14 protein-coding genes are annotated in these 17941 nt (G+C 56.0%); 2 read left to right on the top strand and 12 right to left on the bottom strand.

The genetic code is table 11. From position 1 onward, the window contains the following. Positions 1-50: 50 nt before the first annotated feature. From E1757_RS29545 to E1757_RS29535, 3 genes are all read right to left on the bottom strand, one after another. Positions 51-734: a response regulator gene (locus tag E1757_RS29545; RefSeq protein WP_133235045.1), complete on the bottom strand. Its 684-nt coding sequence runs from the start codon at positions 732-734 to the stop codon at positions 51-53. Then, on the bottom strand, positions 731-2413 hold the full coding sequence (locus E1757_RS29540; protein ID WP_342774610.1) for a GAF domain-containing sensor histidine kinase: 1683 nt from the start codon (positions 2411-2413) through the stop codon (positions 731-733). Before E1757_RS29540 ends, E1757_RS29545 begins: the two co-directional genes overlap by 4 nt. Before the next feature lie 170 nt (positions 2414-2583). Then, a complete protein-coding gene (locus E1757_RS29535; protein WP_133235043.1) occupies positions 2584-3540 on the bottom strand; it encodes a D-2-hydroxyacid dehydrogenase in 957 nt (318 codons plus the stop codon). A 556-nt stretch (positions 3541-4096) separates the two neighbouring features. Here E1757_RS29535 and E1757_RS29530 point away from each other — a divergent pair. Both E1757_RS29530 and E1757_RS29525 read left to right on the top strand, forming a co-directional pair. Then, on the top strand, positions 4097-5482 hold the full coding sequence (locus tag E1757_RS29530; RefSeq protein WP_133235041.1) for a mandelate racemase/muconate lactonizing enzyme family protein: 1386 nt from the start codon (positions 4097-4099) through the stop codon (positions 5480-5482). A gap of 45 nt (positions 5483-5527) precedes the next feature. Next, entirely contained in the window at positions 5528-6433 is a 906-nt protein-coding gene (locus tag E1757_RS29525) for an RraA family protein (RefSeq protein ID WP_133235039.1), read from the top strand. Positions 6434-7304: 871 nt separating this feature from the next. Here the strand turns inward: E1757_RS29525 and E1757_RS29520 are convergent. From E1757_RS29520 to E1757_RS29480, 9 genes are all read right to left on the bottom strand, one after another. Then, complete coding sequence (locus E1757_RS29520) at positions 7305-8657, bottom strand: ABC transporter substrate-binding protein (protein ID WP_133235037.1); 1353 nt, start codon at positions 8655-8657, stop codon at positions 7305-7307. A 36-nt stretch (positions 8658-8693) separates the two neighbouring features. After that, the gene (locus E1757_RS29515; protein WP_165972346.1) at positions 8694-9533 is read right to left on the bottom strand and encodes a carbohydrate ABC transporter permease; all 840 of its coding nucleotides are present in this window, start codon (positions 9531-9533) and stop codon (positions 8694-8696) included. Between the two features lie 14 nt (positions 9534-9547). Continuing rightward, positions 9548-10501, bottom strand: coding sequence for a carbohydrate ABC transporter permease (locus E1757_RS29510; protein WP_165972345.1), 954 nt, complete (start codon positions 10499-10501; stop codon positions 9548-9550). Positions 10502-10654: 153 nt separating this feature from the next. Then, positions 10655-11818, bottom strand: a complete 1164-nt coding sequence (locus tag E1757_RS29505; RefSeq protein ID WP_133235031.1) for a helix-turn-helix domain-containing protein — start codon at positions 11816-11818, stop codon at positions 10655-10657. Between the two features lie 49 nt (positions 11819-11867). After that, positions 11868-12524, bottom strand: a complete 657-nt coding sequence (locus tag E1757_RS29500; RefSeq protein ID WP_246079633.1) for a GntR family transcriptional regulator — start codon at positions 12522-12524, stop codon at positions 11868-11870. A 294-nt stretch (positions 12525-12818) separates the two neighbouring features. Next, positions 12819-13793 (bottom strand): 2-hydroxyacid dehydrogenase, encoded by a 975-nt coding sequence (locus tag E1757_RS29495; RefSeq protein WP_133235029.1) that lies wholly within the window; start codon positions 13791-13793, stop codon positions 12819-12821. Positions 13794-13813: 20 nt separating this feature from the next. Next, positions 13814-15019, bottom strand: a complete 1206-nt coding sequence (locus tag E1757_RS29490; protein ID WP_133235027.1) for an iron-containing alcohol dehydrogenase family protein — start codon at positions 15017-15019, stop codon at positions 13814-13816. A 28-nt stretch (positions 15020-15047) separates the two neighbouring features. After that, on the bottom strand, positions 15048-16493 hold the full coding sequence (locus E1757_RS29485; RefSeq protein WP_133235025.1) for an aldehyde dehydrogenase family protein: 1446 nt from the start codon (positions 16491-16493) through the stop codon (positions 15048-15050). 320 nt (positions 16494-16813) lie between these two features. Then, positions 16814-17911, bottom strand: a complete 1098-nt coding sequence (locus tag E1757_RS29480; protein ID WP_133235023.1) for a mandelate racemase/muconate lactonizing enzyme family protein — start codon at positions 17909-17911, stop codon at positions 16814-16816. Positions 17912-17941 lie beyond the last annotated feature (30 nt).

The following is a 17941-nucleotide window of genomic DNA, read 5'->3' as shown; positions in this document are numbered from 1 at the left end:
TGTCTCCTCAGACCGTCACTTTCATTATATTACGCCGCCTCTGGCTGGGCTTACCCGCCCATACCGTGCTTCCATGCGAAGATGGCCGCCTGAGTACGGTCGGCGACGGCAAGCTTGTCCAGCAGGTGACTAACGTGGGTTTTTACCGTTTTTTCCGTAATCACAAGCGCCTCCGCGATTTCCTTGTTGCTTTTTCCAAGCGCAATCAGGCCGAGCACCTCGCGCTCTCTTCGGGTCAGTTCGGACAGCGGGTCATGCCGGTCCGGCACCGTTTCTCCGCCGTTCCGGTACGACGGAGAAACGGCAGACTCCCCTTCGGCCACACTGCTCATCAGCAACCCTGCCGCTTCGGGGTGAAGCTCCACCTGACCGGCGAACACCCGCCGGATCGAGCTTATAAGCGCGTCGGGCTCGATATCCTTCAACAAATACCCTTTGGCGCCGGCGCGAATCGCGGGCAGCACATGATCCTGATCCGAGAACGACGTGAGTACGATCACCTTTACATGCGGATGCGACAGCTTCAGCCTTCGCGTCGCTTCAATACCGTTCAAGACGGGCATGTTCAAATCCATCAGGACGACATCGGGCTGCAGCGCTTCCACCTGAGCGAGCGCTTCATGACCGCTCGCCGCCTCCCCGACCAATTCGATATCGGCCTGGGTTGACAGAAACACCTGCAGCCCTTTGCGGACGATCGCATGGTCGTCCGCAAGCAGCAGTTTGATTTTCATGAATCGCTCACCTCTTGTTGTCCCGTTTCGGGCAGCGGAATGGCCGCCTCGATCGCCGTGCCTTGGCCGGAGCCGCTTGTCACCGACAACGTTCCGCCCAGCGATTCGGCTCGTTCCTGCATCGTCAGCAGACCGTATGATTGCTGCTGCGTTAAAGGGGCGGGCTTCGCCAGACCGGGTCCGCGGTCGGTTATCCTCAGCACCGCCTGATCCAAAGTCAGCTGCAGCGCGATCTCGGCTTCGCCGGTTCCGGCATGCTTGCTCACATTGTTGAGCGCCTCCTGCCCGATGCGCCACAGCGCTTCCTCCACGGCGCGGGGCAGCTCCCGTACGCCGGCGACCTGCGTGCGGACGCGAAGCTCCAGCTTCTCGCCGTAGTCCTTCAGCGCAGTGACAATGCCCGCTTCAAGACCGGCAGGCCGCAGCTGCATAATGAGCGAGCGCATCTCTTTCAAGGCTCTTTGCGCAAGCGATTGCATATCCCGTACCGCATTTACCGCATGCCGGGCTGCCTCCGGATCGGGGACGCGCAGCATGCTCTCCGCTCCTTTCGCCGTCATCGAAAGCGAAAACAGCATTTGGCTAACGGAATCGTGCAAATCCCGGGCCAGCCGGTTGCGCTCCTCCAGGCGGGCCAATTCCCGCCGGTTTTCCGCATGGCGCGCGCTTTCGAGCGCAGCGGCGATGTGCTCGCCCAGCGCCTCCAGCACCTCGCCGTCGGCGCGGTGCGCATCTCCCGCCTTGAATTCGCCCACAAGCAGGATGCTCGCAGGGCCGGAGCCCGCTGCCGGAATGGAGGCCGCCATTGCCGACGCCAGCGGAGGCAGGCCGCGGTCCGCCAACGCGGCGGCCTCCGCCGGCGTCGCAGCGCAATAGTGCCGGTCCCGCACCGCTTCCTCGAGCCAGCCTGCTTGCTTAAGCGGCAGCCGCAGGCCGGCTGCCACTGAACCGCTCCCGCCTGCGGCGTGAACGGCGCGCAGCACCAGATCGCTGCCGACCCGGTCGAAAACGGCCGCCACCGGCCAATCGAAATGCTCGCCGATCAGAGCGGTCGCCCGATCGGCCAGCTCCCGCGGAGCCTGGACGGCGCTTGCCGCAGCGCCGAGAGCGCGGCTGAACTCGCCAAGTCTGGCGAATCGGTCGGCTCTTCGCTGTTCCTCCGCATAAAGGCGCATGCGCTCGATCGCCCCGCCTATTTGGAAGGCGACCGCCTGCAAAAGCGCCAGCTCCCCGTCCGAAAATCGGTTTTTGCCTGGTGCCGCAACATTCAACAAGCCGATCCGGCGCTCTCCGGACCATAGCGGAACGGTTGCATGATGGGTGATGCCGTTCGTATCGCCCCACCTCAGCTCCGCCGCATCCTCCAGCCTTTTGCAGCCTAAAATGTTAACCGCATTTTTCAGCCTTCCGTCCTTGTATCGGTCCAGACACCAGCACCTGCTGCATGCCATCGGCTCTCTATCGTTGTACAGTAAAGCCGGAGGCAGGCCGTATTCGGCCGCACTCTCATGTCTTGCAGCGCCATCGACGATAAAAATCCAGCCTGTCGTCAGCCCTGTCAATTCCAGCAGCTTTGCCAGCGCCGTGTTGAGCATGGGCTCCAGCTCGTTGGACTGATTCAGCGTCTCCGCGATCGTCTTGAGCGTCAACAGCTCATGCATTCGAGATGATTCCGTCACAGCGTCCCTTCTTTCGTTCGCGTTGCTGTAAATTCGGTTAATTTCAAATCAATATTCCTGATTATGGTAATATTCGCCGACCGGCGATCATTCTCCTTCCGTAAACGGATGAAGGACCGGACGGACTCAAACGTATTGTGAACAAGGAACTTCGGCTCGCCGCCGATTGCTTAATACTGCTTAACCGGATCGACGCGGTTGAGCCGAAGCTCCTTGCCCGTAATATAATAGCGCAAGTTTTGCAAAAATATGTCCATCGCACGATCGTCGTAATACTCGGTGGAGCCGGAGTTATGCGGCGTCATCATGACATTGTCCATCAGCCATAGCGGATGATCCCGAGGCAGCGGCTCCGTCTCGTAGACGTCCAGTCCGGCGCCGGCGATAGCGCCGCTATGCAGCGCTTCGATCAATGCCTCCGTATCCGTTGTCCCGCCTCTGCCGATATTGATAAAATAGGCGCCCGGCTTCATCGCTTGAAATTGCCGGCGGCCGAATACATGAACCGTTTGTTTCGTAAGCGGGAGCGTCACCACGATATAATCGCTTTCGCGCAGCACCTCATCCAGCTCCGATAAACCGACCATGCGATCCACATAGGGCGCGGTTGCGACCGTCCGTTTGACGCCAAGCACCTTCATCCCGAACGCTTTGGCCAATCTGGCGATTTCCGTGCCGATCGCACCGACTCCTATAATTCCGACCGTTTTGCCATGCATTTCACCCGGCGCGCCGACAAGCTGCCATTTTTGCTCCCGCTGGTTGTGAATGGACAGATGAATTTTGCGTGTTAGCGACAGCATCATTGCAAACACATGCTCCGATATCGGGTTCGGATGGATACCGCTCGTATGCGTCAGAACGACGTTTGCTTTCTCGAACGATTCCAGCGGAAACCGGTCCACACCGGCGCCCCAGCTCTGCACCCAACGCAGCCGCGTGCCGGGGTAAAGGCAGTGCCCGGCAGCCTCCTCACTCCAGCCCAGCACAATCTCCGCCTCGCCGATATGCGGCAGCCAGACGTCCTTATCCGTTCCGTTAATCAACTCCCATTGGGGTGCGACGCTCCGGATCCGCTCCTCGTGAACGGGACTGATTGCCTTTAAAGAAACGATCTTGCGTGTCATCCGAATCCCTCCTTGAATGGTCCGATACGCTCCTCGCCACAACAAGTTTGCTCTAATGCCTTTTTTTGCGAACCTGTTGAAAAGCGCTCGTGTTCATTGCTGAAACGCTCTATCCATTAAACTTAACGCTGCCAACCGAAACTTCATAGAGGACGTTTTTATGATCGTGTTCGATTTTTTTATGGGCTTGAGAACGACCGGAAAAACATGAAATGCTTTCGCGCTGCCTGATGGATAAATGTCGATATTAGAAAAAAATTAAACAAAATCATAAATTTACCTCGTCGAAGGATCATAACCCGCTCAGTATACTATGAAGGTATGCAGCGGTGCTTTACAATCCATTGACACAGACGAACGAACTGCCTATTCCAACGAAAGGAGAGACTCCGCAATCCGCTGCCGGTGAAAATCCGCCCGGACGGCGGTTTACGTCAGCGATTCGGGGAGCGGCCTGACAGCGACCGGACGTTCGCAGACGGCAGCGCATTGACCATGCAACGACATACCAAGCTGCTGCGGTGATTTTATGTTTAACGACAAGGAGGATGGAACCATGATCAATAAAGAGACCTACGAAAACACATTAGCCCATGTCAATACGAACTCGAAACCATCCGAGCTCCGCATTACCGATATTCGCTTTGCCGACATTCACGGGGCGCCGATGCATTGCAGCCTGATCAAAGTATATACCAACCAGGGGCTGGTCGGGTTCGGCGAAGTCCGCGACGGAGCGGATAAGCTGTATGCCTTAATGCTGAAAAGCCGCCTGCTGGGCGAAAATCCGTGCAATATCGATAAGCTGTTCCGGCGGATCAAGCAGTTCGGCGGCCATGCCCGGCAGGGCGGAGGCGTCAGCGGTATCGAAATTGCTTTGTGGGATTTGGCCGGCAAAGCCTACAACATCCCGATCTATCAAATGCTCGGCGGCAAATTCCGCGATAAAATCCGGATGTATTGCGATACCGACGTCGACGGCAAGGATACGGGCGCGGCGATGGGCCAAGCTTTGAAGAAGCGAATGGAGAAAGGCTTCACCTTTTTGAAAATGGATTTGGGCATCAATCAAATCGCCCATCAGCCCGGGGCTTTGAGCGGCCCGCTCGGCTTTGTCGAGGAGATGCGGGAGATTTTCGCCAAATGGCGCAACCGCAGCCAGCTCGGATTGTCTCCGGAGGAGCAGCGCGAGCTGCGCAGCCGTCTCTATGATGTGAGCAATATCGCCCACCCGTTTACCGGCATTCATATTACGGAAAAAGGACTCGACCTGCTGGAGCAGTACGTCGCCGACGTCCGCTCCGAGATCGGCTATGAAGTGCCGCTCGCCGTCGATCATTTCGGGCACATCGGCGTAGAAGACTGCATCCGGCTCGGACGGCGGATCGACAAATATAATCTTGCCTGGATGGAAGATATGGTGCCTTGGCAGTATACCGAGCAGTACGTCCGTCTGTCCCGTGCGGTGACGACTCCGATCTGCACCGGAGAAGATATTTATTTGAAGGAACATTTCAAGCCGCTGATCGAAGCCGGCGGCGTATCGGTCATTCATCCCGATGTGCTGAGTACCGGCGGCATTCTGGAAACGAAAAAAATCGGCGACATGGCCCAGGACCATGGCATCGCCATGGCGATTCATATGGCGGAGAGCCCCATCGCTTGTCTTGCTGCCGTTCACGCTGCGGCAGCGACGGAAAATTTCCTCGCGCTGGAGTTTCACTCCAATGACGTCAGCTGGTGGGACGACCTGATTATTAGCAAGCTTCCGAAGCCGCTCGTACAAAACGGGTTCATCCAGGTTCCCGACGCGCCGGGTCTCGGCATTGAGCAATTGAACGATGAAGTGATCGCCCAGCACATCCACCCCGACATCCCCGGCTTATGGGAATCGACCGAAGCGTGGGATCATTACCGTTCGAACGACCGGTTGTGGAGCTAACCGGCTGCGGCACATCAACTATTCCAGCAGAAAGAAGGGTTTCCTATGAAATTTGACAATCCCGAAGATATTATTCAGTTGACGCCCGAGTGGAAAGGGGAACGGTTCCCGAACGGACGTCCCAAAGTGCCGGACGATATTTTGCGCAGAATGAGACGCATTACATTGGAGGAGGCGTGGAGCCCGCTCTGGCACCGCAATTACGACTACCAGGTGGAAACCGAATTTAAAAGCACGCAGCCGGATAAAACGATGGTCGGCCGGGCGGTTACCGCCATTTTCGCGCCGATGCGCCCCGACCTGCATGAAACGTTGTTGAAGCACGGACATGAAGCGGAGAACCGGAAAGGCTTTTTCAATCAATGGGTGATCGACAGCCTGCAGGAGGACGATGTTGTCGTCGTCGATTTGTTTGATAAGGTATATAAAGGGACATTTATCGGCGGCAATCTGGCGACGGCGATCGCTTCCCGCACCAAGCGGGGCGGAGCGGTCATTTGGGGTGGAATCCGCGATACGCAGCAGATCGTCAATATCGAAAATATTAACGTTTTTTATAGAGGCAGCGATCCGACGCCGATCCGGGAAGTAACGATGATCGGGATGAATGCGCCCTGCCAGATCGGCAGAGCCATCTGCCTGCCCGGCGATATCGTGCTCGGCACGCCGGCCGGCGTCGCCTTCGTTCCGCCGCATCTGGCGGAGCTGACCGTCGTTCAGGCGGAAAAATCGCAGGTACGCGACATTTTCGGCTTCCTGCGGCTGGACGAAGGCCGTTATTCGACGGCGCAGATCGATTCTACCTGGACGCTGCCGATCTGGCAAGACTTCCTCAGCTGGATGAAGCAGTCTCCGGAAGCTGCGGAATTCCGCTCGCTTACTTGGGAAGAGGAGCTTGAGGAAGCGCGCGCCTTGGAAGCGAAGGGGCCGTCCAACGATGCAAGAGCGTAAGCGATGACCGTTTATCGGGTGCAGCTGCATCCCTGCCATGCAGCGCCGCAAACGCACGCCTGGGGATTTGCGCGATTTGAAAAGCCGCTTTTCCGGATGCGCCTGCTAGCCCTTCTCTCACCGGTGCTCGAGCTCGGAGAGAAAATCTAGGCAGTAACATCCGGGGCGTCGTCCGGGGAAACTGGAAATAGCGAAATCGAAGAAGCCTCCGACCGCATCAAGCGGAACGGAGGCTTTCGTATGGCGACAGATTCATAAGGGCCTGCTCGTAAGCCCGCATGCGGCACCGCTCGTAAGCCCGCACGGGGCACTGCTCGCTAGCCCCCACCGGGCCTGCTCGTAAGCTCGCGTGGGGCACTGCTCGCTAGCCCCCACCGAGCCTGCTCGTAAGCTCGCGCGGGGCACTGCTCGCTAGCCCCCACCGAGCCTGCTCGTAAGCTCGCGCGGGGCACTGCTCGCTAGCCCCCACCGAGCCTGCTCGTAAGCCCGCGCGGGGTACTGCTCGCTAGCTCGCACGCACGGTACCTGCAAAAGTACATGTCTTACGCAGGTTTTTTACGCCATAGGTCGTATTCCTGCAAAAGCGCATGTTTTCGTCCGCCCAATCTCAAGTTGAGGCGAAGTCGTCTGCAATTCCTGCAGATTCGCAGAAATATTGATTCATCAAAGTAAATTTATTCAAAATAACTGCACTTTCATAGTTATTTGCTCACACGTTCGTTCGTTCGATGAATACATGCCCGATGGCAATCGGAATTTATCCGATTACGACTTTATCGGGTTAAGACCTCCACCTCTAAGGTGGGCCTTGAATCAGATGGGGTAGAGTCCCCATCTGATTCCCCGATGTGTTCAGCAAAGCTGAACGAGTTCACTTTTGCTTCGCCAACCCTTCATCGACCAGCTTCTGGGCGTCCCTGACGTAATTGTCCAGGGCGGCTTTGGCGGTCAGTTGGCCGGAATAGGCCGGCTGAAAGTTGTTGAACCACGTTTTGCGAACCTGCTGGTAGTTCGGAATGAGGAACACATTGCGGATCGTCTTATCCGACATATCCATCAGTTTTTGCTTTTCAGGATCGGTCAGGAAGCTTTTCAACGATTTGCGGGCCGGCAGCGCACCGTCCTCGACATAGCTTAATTCGTTCAATTCCTTATCCTTGCCGTCCGTCAGCCACATAATAAATTTCGCCGACGCGTCCATTTTCGCCTTATCCTGCTGCTGCTTAATGCCGTATGACGTCGAGTAGGTGTACAGCTTACCCGGGCTGCCATCATCGGTCGGGAAACGGGCGAACATAATGTCGAACGGGATTTTAACGGTGCCGTCCTTAACGCCCCTCAGCACCTGCTCGATCTCTCTGCCGCCATAATATTGCATCATGCCGATTTTCCCCTGCTTAAACAGCCCCAGAATGTTCGTTATATTGTTGCCGGCCGCTCCGGGCAGCGCTCCCTTCGTCTTCGTCAAATTAATGATCCATTCGAAGTTTTTCACGTTTTTATCGGAGTTGTACGTCATTTTCGTATACGATTCGTTGGCGAACTCATCGCCGTCGCTGAATATAAAGCCGTCGGTATATTTGTCATGATCCATCTGCACGGCGCCCAGGCCCAGCCCATATACGCCGTTGCCGAGGCTGCCGACCTTTTCCACCGCTTTGGCGAATTTGTCCCGGGTCCAGGAGCGCGTCTCGGGATCGGGCAGCAAATCCTCCGCCCCGGCCTGCTTGAACAGCGCTTTGTTCAGCACAAGCGCCTGCAGGCTGTTCGAGGTCGGCAGCATATACAGCTTATCCTTGTATTTGCTCAAATCCAGCATCCCTTTATAATAGTCGTCCAGATTGTACTCCGGGGTTATATAGGAATCGAGCGGAGCCAGCACGCCGTTAATCGCCAGTGGAACCATCCGGGGAGAGGAATCGAAATATATGTCCGGAAACTGATTGGAGGCAATGGCGACATTGACTTTTTCGTCGATACCGGTCGTCGGCACGTAGGTCACTTTAATATCGACGCCCGGATCCACATCCTTCATGTATCTCTTGACGATGTTAGTAAATTTGGATTGATCCGTCCCGGTTGCCGTCCAAAATTCCAGTGACAATTTCGCCTTCCCGTCCGCCGATGTTCCGGTCTCGCCTGACGAGCAGCCCGTCAATACAAGCGTCGCGCTCAGCGTCAACGTACCCAGCGAGCCCCACCATTTGGATGTCGAACGTTTCATTGCTAATCCCCTCCTTGAATCGATTGAGATTGAACGTCAGCCTTTTACAGCCCCAAGCGTAATGCCGCTTGTAAAAAAACGTTGGAAGAGCAAAAATACCGTAATTAACGGAATCGCTCCGAATGAAGCGCCGGCCATCAAATATCCGTAATTGGCCGTAAGCTCCTGCGACATGGATGCGACGCCAAGCGGCAGCGTTTTCATATTGTCGGAGGAAATGATAATCAGATGCCAAATGTAATCGTTCCAGCTGTTGACGAAGGCAAATACCGCCAGAGCGCCCAGGCCCGGCTTAATGATCGGCAGCAATATTTTATGAAACATCGCTAGCGGACTGCAGCCGTCAATTGCAGCGGCATCGAAAATTTCGGAAGGAACGGTACTAATAAACTGCCGCATCAGAAACACCGCGAACGGCCATGCGATCGTCGGCAGCAGGATGCCGAGGTAGGTGTTGAATAAATGCAGCTCTTTCATCATGAGAAACAGCGGCAGCAGCAGCACCTCGCGGGGGACGGTCATAAACGCCAGCACGGTCCAGAACAGCACGTTGACCCCGGGGAACTTCTTCTTGGCGAGCGGATAGCCGGCCATCGCGGAAAAGTAGACGACGAGAGCGGCGGACACGGCGGAAATGCAGGCGCTGTTTATAAACCAGCGGAAGGCGCCCGTTTTCGTAAACAAATACGTATAATTATCGAAGATAAAGCTGCCCGGAATGAGTTCAGGCGGCACCTTCATCGCAATTTCATTCGGCTGAAACGAATTCAGAATCGTCCAATACAACGGGATCAGACTAATGACCGAGCCGGCCAGGACAAGCAGCATTCCGAGCAGTCGCGCGCTTTTCATAGAAATGACGGCGTTGCGGTTCATCGACATCCTCCTCCCTAATACTCGATATCCGACGACAAAAATTTATACTCGACGATTGCAATTCCCATACAAATGAGGCACAGGATCGTGCCGATGACGCAGCCAATGCCGAATTGGCCGAAAATAAACGCCTTCTCGTACAGCATATAAGCGAGCGTTTGCGAGGAATTGTTCGGTCCGCCGGAGGTGAGCAGCTTGACAAATACGAACACCTGGAAAGCGCCGATCGTTCCGGTCACGACCAAATACAGCGTTGTCGGCTTCAGCATCGGCAGCGTAATATGAACGAACTGGCTGATCGAGCCGGCTCCGTCGATGCGGGCCGCTTCATAATATGTGTCCGGAATCGCGCCCAGCGAGGCTAAATACAGCATAATCGGCTTGCCCAGACTGAACGTAAAAATAATGAACATGAGCGCCGGGAGCACGTACCGGGCATCCCCCAGCCACACGACGGGATCAAGTCCGAATAAGCCGAGTACATAGTTGCCCAGGCCGATGGCCGGATCGTAAATGTATTTCCATGAAATCGACAGCGCGACACTCGAGACGACCAACGGCAAGTAAAAAGCTCCCCGGACGAACGACTTCAAAATTTGGCTGCGGCGGTGAATGATGACGGATATAATCAGCGAAACGAGCAAGCTTGAAGGCACCACGCCGATGACGAGCACGGCCGTATTTTTCAGGGCAATCCAAAAGACGGGATCGCGAAAAAGGGCGATGAAATTTTGCAGCCCGACAAACCGTTTGGCCGAATCGGCGGTAAATTGATAAAACGACAAGTACAGTCCCTGAATCGTCGGAATGATGAGAAAGGCGATCAGAAACAAATACATAGGCGCAATAAAAAAATAATTAACCCTGTTTTTATAAATTTCTTTTGCCCAATATCGCAGCCTTTCGCCTGTACCGGCCAGCTTGACCGCGGAGCTTTGCCCCGGTTCGCCGTACGCGGTCTTTCTCATACACATCACCCCTGACCCTCGTTTCTCCATTTTAAAAGTACCAAATCCGGTTCTCCGATTCATAGGCGAAATATTTATGTTTTTGTTCGAAAAATTTCAGGTTCGAAGCCTGCTTAATCCATTTTCCTGACAAGCCTACGGTCGTCTCAGCCGTCATTTTCCCGCCGATTCCCGGTACACGCTGGGCGACAAGCCGACCTTTTTCTTGAAAATTTGGCTGAAGTAGCGCGAATCATGATAGCCTACCTTCTCCGCGATCTCGTAATTTTTCAACATCGAGTGCTTCAGCAAATGCTTCGCTTTATCGATGCGGATGTCGGTCAGCTGCTCGATGAACGTTTTACCCGTACTCATTTTAAACAGCAAGCTCAAATAAGTCGGCGTCATGTACACCTTTTGCGACACGCTGTTCAGACTCGCATGCTGGCATTCCTGCTCCATATATTGAATCGTCTTCTCGATGATGCTGCGATGGCCGTTTTTTTGCAGCAAGCTTTTCCACAGCTCGGTCAAATACGATTTCAAATACGATTTAATTTCGTTCAGCGTCTCCATATGCACGATCGGCATAATTTCGTATTTTTTGTATGCGCTTTCTTTGTCGGCATCGGCAAGCCCTTTTTTCTCCAGTCCGATCAGCAGCCGGATCGTCATTTCATACACCTCGTCGATTCGGATAGGCCCGCGGCACAGCAATCGTTCGTAAAATAAATCCACCTTGCACTCGATTTCCTCCGCATGATCGGCCGATTTGACGCAGTAGCCCAGCTCTTCCTCAATCGCATATGGGTATTCGGCGGTTGGAAGGTACGGTTTGATCTCCGCGAAATGGATCACCTGCCCGCTGCCCTTGTAAAATTTATGGCGCAGCGACTGCTCCGCCTGACGATACGAATGATGCAGGTCCGCGAACCGGCTGCGCGGGATGCCCACCCCGATATTCGTCGCGAACGGAAACCGGCCGCCGAACCGCTGCTGAACGGTTTCGAGCAGCTCCCGCACGGCCCATGGAAACAGCAGACAGACCCGGCCTTCGCCATCCAAAAAAACGGCCATCTCATCGCGAAGCTCCGGCTCGAGAGCGGCCCTCAACCGCTCGGCATGCTGCCGTTTTTCGTGCGCATCGGCCGAACAGCCTGCACACTCAACCAGCGCAATAGCCGGAAAGGACATGTACCGTTCGAGGCTGAGTCCGGCAATCTGCCCGTTCCAGCGATTCAGCTTGTTTCCCTTGTCGGAGATCAGATCGATTAAAAAACGGTCCCGCATCATTTGGACTACCGCTTCGTTTTTAGTAACCAGCAGTTCCATATGCATACCTGATTTCCCCTTTCCAAAAAAGGTTACATGTCCCGGGTGCAAATCGTTACGTGATCTGAATCATTTTATACGCTTTCATATGTTGGATAAATCTTTGCTCGGCTGCGAGAGGGTCGCCTTGTTTCAGCACCCGGATCAAGTCGAAATGCTCTTCCACGAGCTTGTCATTCGTCAAATAATGAATGGAGATGCGCATGGCCATAAACCTCATCACCTTCGTGCTCATCTGCTTCCACATATCGAGAGCTACATGATTGCCGCACCGTTTGTAAAAAAAACCGTGAAATTCCAGGTCCAGCCCCAGTATGTGCATCATGTCATTGCGCCGTGTCGCGTTATCCATTTCCGCAATCGTATGCTCCAAATATTCGAAATCCGCCGGATCCAGCAAAGGGACCGATTCTTTGACGGCAAAGCCTTCGATAATTTCCCGCATGACGAAAATGTCTTTAATTTCTTTGGAGGTAATATCGGATACGACCGATCCTTTGTTCGGCTTGCTAATAATCAATCCTTCCTGCTTCAGCCTCTCCAGCGCTTCTCTGACCGGCCCTTGACTGATTTGAAACGTGCCGGCGATGTCCATCACGAGCAGGCGTGCGCCCGGTTGAAGCTGGCCTTCCAAAATTTGTTTTTTTAACGACAGGTAGACTTGTTCGCCGATGGAATCCGTCTGCAAGGACGGCCGTTGTATCATCATCATTCCCCCATTCCGTTTCGTGCTTGCCGATGTATAGCGTTAATGTTTGCCGTCAGGATGCCGGAGGGCAAAATCGTCGAGTCGAGCGATAAAATCGCTTTAATATTTATTATCTATTATCGATAATAAATATTCCTGTTTTGGCGCAATTGTCTTGCACCGCGTTAGAACGGGAGCACTTGTTACCGCGGTGTACGGCAGAAAAAACCGTCCGGAACTGGTTCACCGGACGGTTTCATTCGTATTTATCCCTGTAGTATGACGTTATACGACAATCTATTGCATATTAAGATCCGTTTACGGCCCGAGCGCCGCCCGATTGGCGCAATGCGCCGGCGGCTCCCCGTTCAAAACATGCAAAATATTTTGCGCCGCAAGGGCGGCCATGTTCATCCGCGTGTCCAGCGTGGCGCTGCCGATGTGCGGAAGCGTCACCACATTGTCCAGCGCGAGCAGCGGATGATCCGGACGGATCGGCTCCTGCTCGAACACGTCAAGACCGGCTCCCCAGATGGTGCCGCCCTTCAATGCACGTACCAGCGCTTGTTCATCCACATTGCCGCCTCGGGATGTGTTGACGAATATCGCATTCGGCTTCATCAGCGCAAACTGCCGGGCGCCGATCATTCGATGCGTCTCGGGGGTCGCCGGGGCCAGCATGACCACATAATCGGACTGCCGCAGCAGCGTGTCCAGATCGCAGTATTCGGCGCCCAGCTGCTTCTCCGCCTCCGGATCGGGCTTGCGGTTATGGTACAATATCCGCATATCGAAGCCCGCCGCCCGTCTCGCCACCCCCCGGCCGATGCTTCCCATGCCGATGATGCCGATCGTGGCCCGGTACACATCCCGGCCGGTGAACAGCATCGGGCCCCAGCCTCTCCACCGGCCTTCCCTGATGTAGGCCATCCCTTCGACCACTTTTCTCGCCGCGGCAAGCATCAGCGTGAAAGTCAGGTCAGCCACCGCCTCCGAAAGCACGCCGGGCGTATGTCCGACCGGAATGCCCCGCCGCGAAGCCTCGGCCAGATCGATATTGTCGACGCCGACCGCCATCGTGCTTACGACCTTCAGCCTCGGCGCGGCTTGAAACAGCTCCTTGTCGATCCGGTCGGATACGTTCGTGAAGATTGCGTCGGCGTCGACCGCCTGCTCCAGCAGCAAATGCCGCGGCATCGGCTCCAATTCCTCCGCCCACATATAGGTCGTACAAGCGCTGTCCAGCATGTGTTTGATCGTCTCGGGTATTTTCCTCGTTATGACCACCTTCATCCGGCTCCGCTCCTCTCCCGTCAATACGCTCGTTCCAGCAGACGCAGGAAGCCGTCGACGGTCGGTGTGCGCGGATTGTTGCGGATCAGCCGGTCGATGCCGACCGCCTTGGCGGCGATTTCCGGCAGCTGCTCGCGAGCGACGCCGATGTCGCTGAGCCGCGAGGGCAGGCCGATCTGCTCCAGCAGCCGGAAGATGCAGGCGACAGCCTCCTGCGCCGTTTCCGCCGCGTTGAGCGCGGACGTATGCAGTCCGAGCGCCTGCGCGAACTTGTGCATTTTGGCGGCGCCTGCCGCCATCGCATTATATTCGATTACATACGGCAGCAGCAGCCCCGTCACTTCGCCGTGCGGCGATTTCGTTAAGCCGCCGATCGGATAAGCCAGCGCGTGGGCCGCCGCCGTGCCTGCGTTGGAGAAAGCGAGTCCCGCCATCAGGCTGCCGAGCAGCATATGGGACCGCGCCTCCATGTTCGAGCCCTGCTGCACGGCGGCGATCAGACTGCCGGATATGCGCTCGATCGCTTCCAGGGCAAGCGTATCGCTGATCGGCGCCGCGCCCTGAAACAATAGCTCGCCTTCGGCCTGAATGTAGGCATAGTCCTTGGCCAGGTACGCCTCCACCGCATGCGCCAGCGCATCGATGCCGGAGCAGGCCGTTACGTAAGGCGGCAGCTCGATGGTCAGCTCGGGATCGAGCAGCGCGACCTGGGGACGCAAATAATTGTTGGATATGCCGACCTTGATGCTGTGCTCCGTATCGTTCACTACGGCGACCGATGTGACCTCCGAGCCGGTGCCCGCCGTCGTCGGTATGGCAATCAGCGGCAGGATCGGGCCGGGAATCGAATGCTCGCCGAAGTAATCCTGCGGCTTGCCTCCATGCTTCATGAGCAGAGCGACGATTTTCGCCATATCGATGCTGCTGCCGCCGCCAAGACCGATGATGACATCGGGGCTCTCTCCGGCGCGAGCGGCCTCATAGCATTCCTGCACCAGGGAAACCGGCGGCTCCGGTATCGTGCCGTCAAACACTTGAACATGCCGGCCGGATTGCTCCAGCAGGCCGGTCACGGTTTGGAGAATGCCGGAACGGGCGATTCCTTTATCGGTAATGAGCAGCACGCGATGCGCATTCATGCGGCTGACGACCTGCCCGAGCTTCTGGATGGCGCCGTTTCCGAACATAATCGTTCCTGATGGAAAATATTCCCACGTATTTCTCATCTGCATACATCCTCTCGATACAAATTCGTTATATATCGATAACGACCAGCTTTTCGCTCGTCATTTCCTCCACCGCATATTTGGGGCCCTCCTTGCCGTAGCCGCTGTCCTTGACCCCGCCGTACGGCATAATGTCCGCCCTGAATGTCGATACGTCGTTGATAATGACCCCGCCGAATTCCAGCTCCCGGGCCGCCCGCAGCGCCAGCTGCAGGCTGGACGTGAACAAGCCGGCCTGCAGTCCGTAATCAGAATCATTGGCGGCCCGCAGCGCTTCGTCGAAGTCCTCGTAAGGTACGATGCAGACGATGGGGGCGAACACCTCCTGGCACATCACCTTCATGTCCGATGTCGCCCCGGTTATGATGGTCGGCTGCAGCACCGCCCCGTTCCGCGAGCCGCCGCATGCGACGGCCGCGCCTCCTTCGACGGCTTCCCGCACCCAGGCTTCCGCCCGTTCCGCTTCCTTCTCCGAAATCATCGGACCGATATCCGTCCGTTCGGATTCGGGGTTGCCGACGTTCAGCTTGGAAGCCGCTTCAACCGCCATCTCGAGAAAGGCGGGATAGACGTCGCGGTGCACATAAATGCGCTGCACGGAAATGCACGCCTGACCTGCATTCGAGAACCCGCGCGTCACGCACAGCTGTGCCGCCTTGGCTAAATCCGGGGCATCCATGTGAACGATGTTCGGCGAATTGCTGCCGAGCTCCAGCGTCACCGGACGCACACCCGAGCCGGCCTTGATCTGCTTGCCCACCTCCGAGCTGCCGGTGAACGTATACATCGCGATGCGCGGGTCGCCGAGCAAATATTGCCCGATTTCTCTGCCCGGTCCGTTCACGACGTTCAGAAAGCCGGGCGGAAGCCCGGCTTCAAGCAAAATATTAGCCATATGGGCTGCGGTTTGCGGCGTTACGCCGGCCGGCTTCAGTACAACCGCGTTGCCGGCGGCAATCGCCGGGGCTATTTTATGTGCGACCAGATTGAACGGAAAGTTAAACGGCGTAATCGCGCAAATGACGCCCAAAGGAACGCGAATCGTAAAAGCGAGTTTGTCGCCACTTCCCGGCTGACCTTGGATCGGCACCTCGCTGCCGTGCAATCGCTTGGCCTCCTCCGCCGACGCGATGAAGGTCTGTATGCCGCGTTCCACCTCCATCCGCGCATCCTTCAACACCTTCCCGCCTTCGCGGACAATCGTCAGTGCCAGCTCCTCCTTGCGTTCCATGAACAGCTCCGCCGCCCGCGATAAAATGTCGTACCTCTGCTGAGGCGTCAGGCGTTCTTTTCGGAACGTGTCCCACGCGTTGGAAACCGCACGTTCCACATCCTCTCTGGACGCTTTGCCGACCTCGGCGATCACATCGCCCGTAAATTTGTTATAGACCGGGAACGTCCCCCTTCCGGCTTCCCATTGTCCGCCGATCAGGTTCCCAACGGCCGCAACTGCGCGATTTGACATCGCTTTCATCTCCCCTCATCCAAGTACATGCCTGTTTCCATTTTACCGCATCCCGGCAAATAGGAATACCCCGGAAGTTGTCGACGAACTGCGGAAACAGGCGTTGGGGATGACTCTGAAGCTTATTTTCCAAAGCCTTTATCCCGGTTCATCGACAGCCTCACATCCAATATTCCTCCGATCGCTGTTGTCCCCGGATTTCTTGAATGTATACCGCGCTAGCGGTAGAAATCCGGGGACAAAGGCGTTTCACTTACGCTTCTCCAGAACGATTCCGCCCTCTTCGCGATTTATTCACCACGCGTCTAGGCATTCTTTATTTCCGGGAGCTATCCGTCTACCCGGTGCGCCCGAATATAATCTTCATTCACATCGGTACCCATTCCGGGCGTATCCGGCAGCAGCACTTCCCCGTCGACCATGGTCAACTGCGTTTTCAGCATATGGTTTTCTTTCTTCAGGCTGCCTGTCTCCAGGAAGATCGCATTCGGAATGGCGCAGAGCATATTCACGTTGGCCGGACCGCCGCCGTGGCTGGCCAGCTGAAGGCCGGCCGCATCGGTTATAGCACCGATTTCCATCCATTCCGTCGGCCCGCCCGCTCTGCGGTTGTCCAGCTGGTAAATGGACGCCGCTCCGGCCTGCACCGCATCGTAAAATTGATGCTTGGCATAATAATTTTCGCCGATCGCAATCGGGATATCGAGCGCCTGCACGAGCCGCGCGTGATTTTCTTTCTGCTGCGGAATGAGCGGCTCCTCCAGCCAGCGGATGCCAAGCTGCTCGTACGCTCTCCCCCGGCGAATCGCTTCCCTTTCATCAAACCCCTGGTTCGCGTCCACCAGAAAGGTGAAATGCTCGCCCAGCTCCCGCTGCGCCGCTTTAATGCGCTGAACGTCGTTTTCCAGCGAATAGCGGCCGACCTTCAGCTTGATCGCCTTAAACCCTTCCTCCGCGGTCGCGATGCATTTCTCGATATATTCCTTCTCCGTGTCAAAATACCACCCGGCCATCGCATAAGCGGGTACCCGATCGCGGACGCCGCCCAAAACTTTGGCCACCGGCAGCCCGACCGATTTGCCCACGATATCCCACAGCGCAATGTCGATTGCCGAAATGCCGAAATGCGCCAAGCCTTCGACGCCGTGATAGTCCGCGACACCCCACAATTTTTTGCGGATGCGCTTCGTAAACAACGGATCTTCGCCGATCAGCTGCGGCGCCAATTCCTGCTCCAGCAGCACCTTTAGCACGGAGGCCGTCGCTTTGCCCCGGCCGAAATAGCTCGAGGCATAGCCCGTAATCCCCTCGTCGGTAAGCAGCTTGGTCACGACCGTCGTACCCGCATCATACGTGTGCAGCGCGTCCTTAACCGGATTTTTCACTTCCGAATATAAAATAATCGCTTCCAGTCCAGTAATTTTCATTTCCCTAACCTCCCGAATGAAGTAGCGGTA

This window comes from Paenibacillus piri (assembly GCF_004354045.1).
Taxonomy (GTDB): domain Bacteria; phylum Bacillota; class Bacilli; order Paenibacillales; family NBRC-103111; genus Paenibacillus_S; species Paenibacillus_S piri.
The sequence above is the reverse complement of the archived record's forward strand: the minus strand, read 5'-3'. Positions and strand labels throughout refer to the sequence as shown.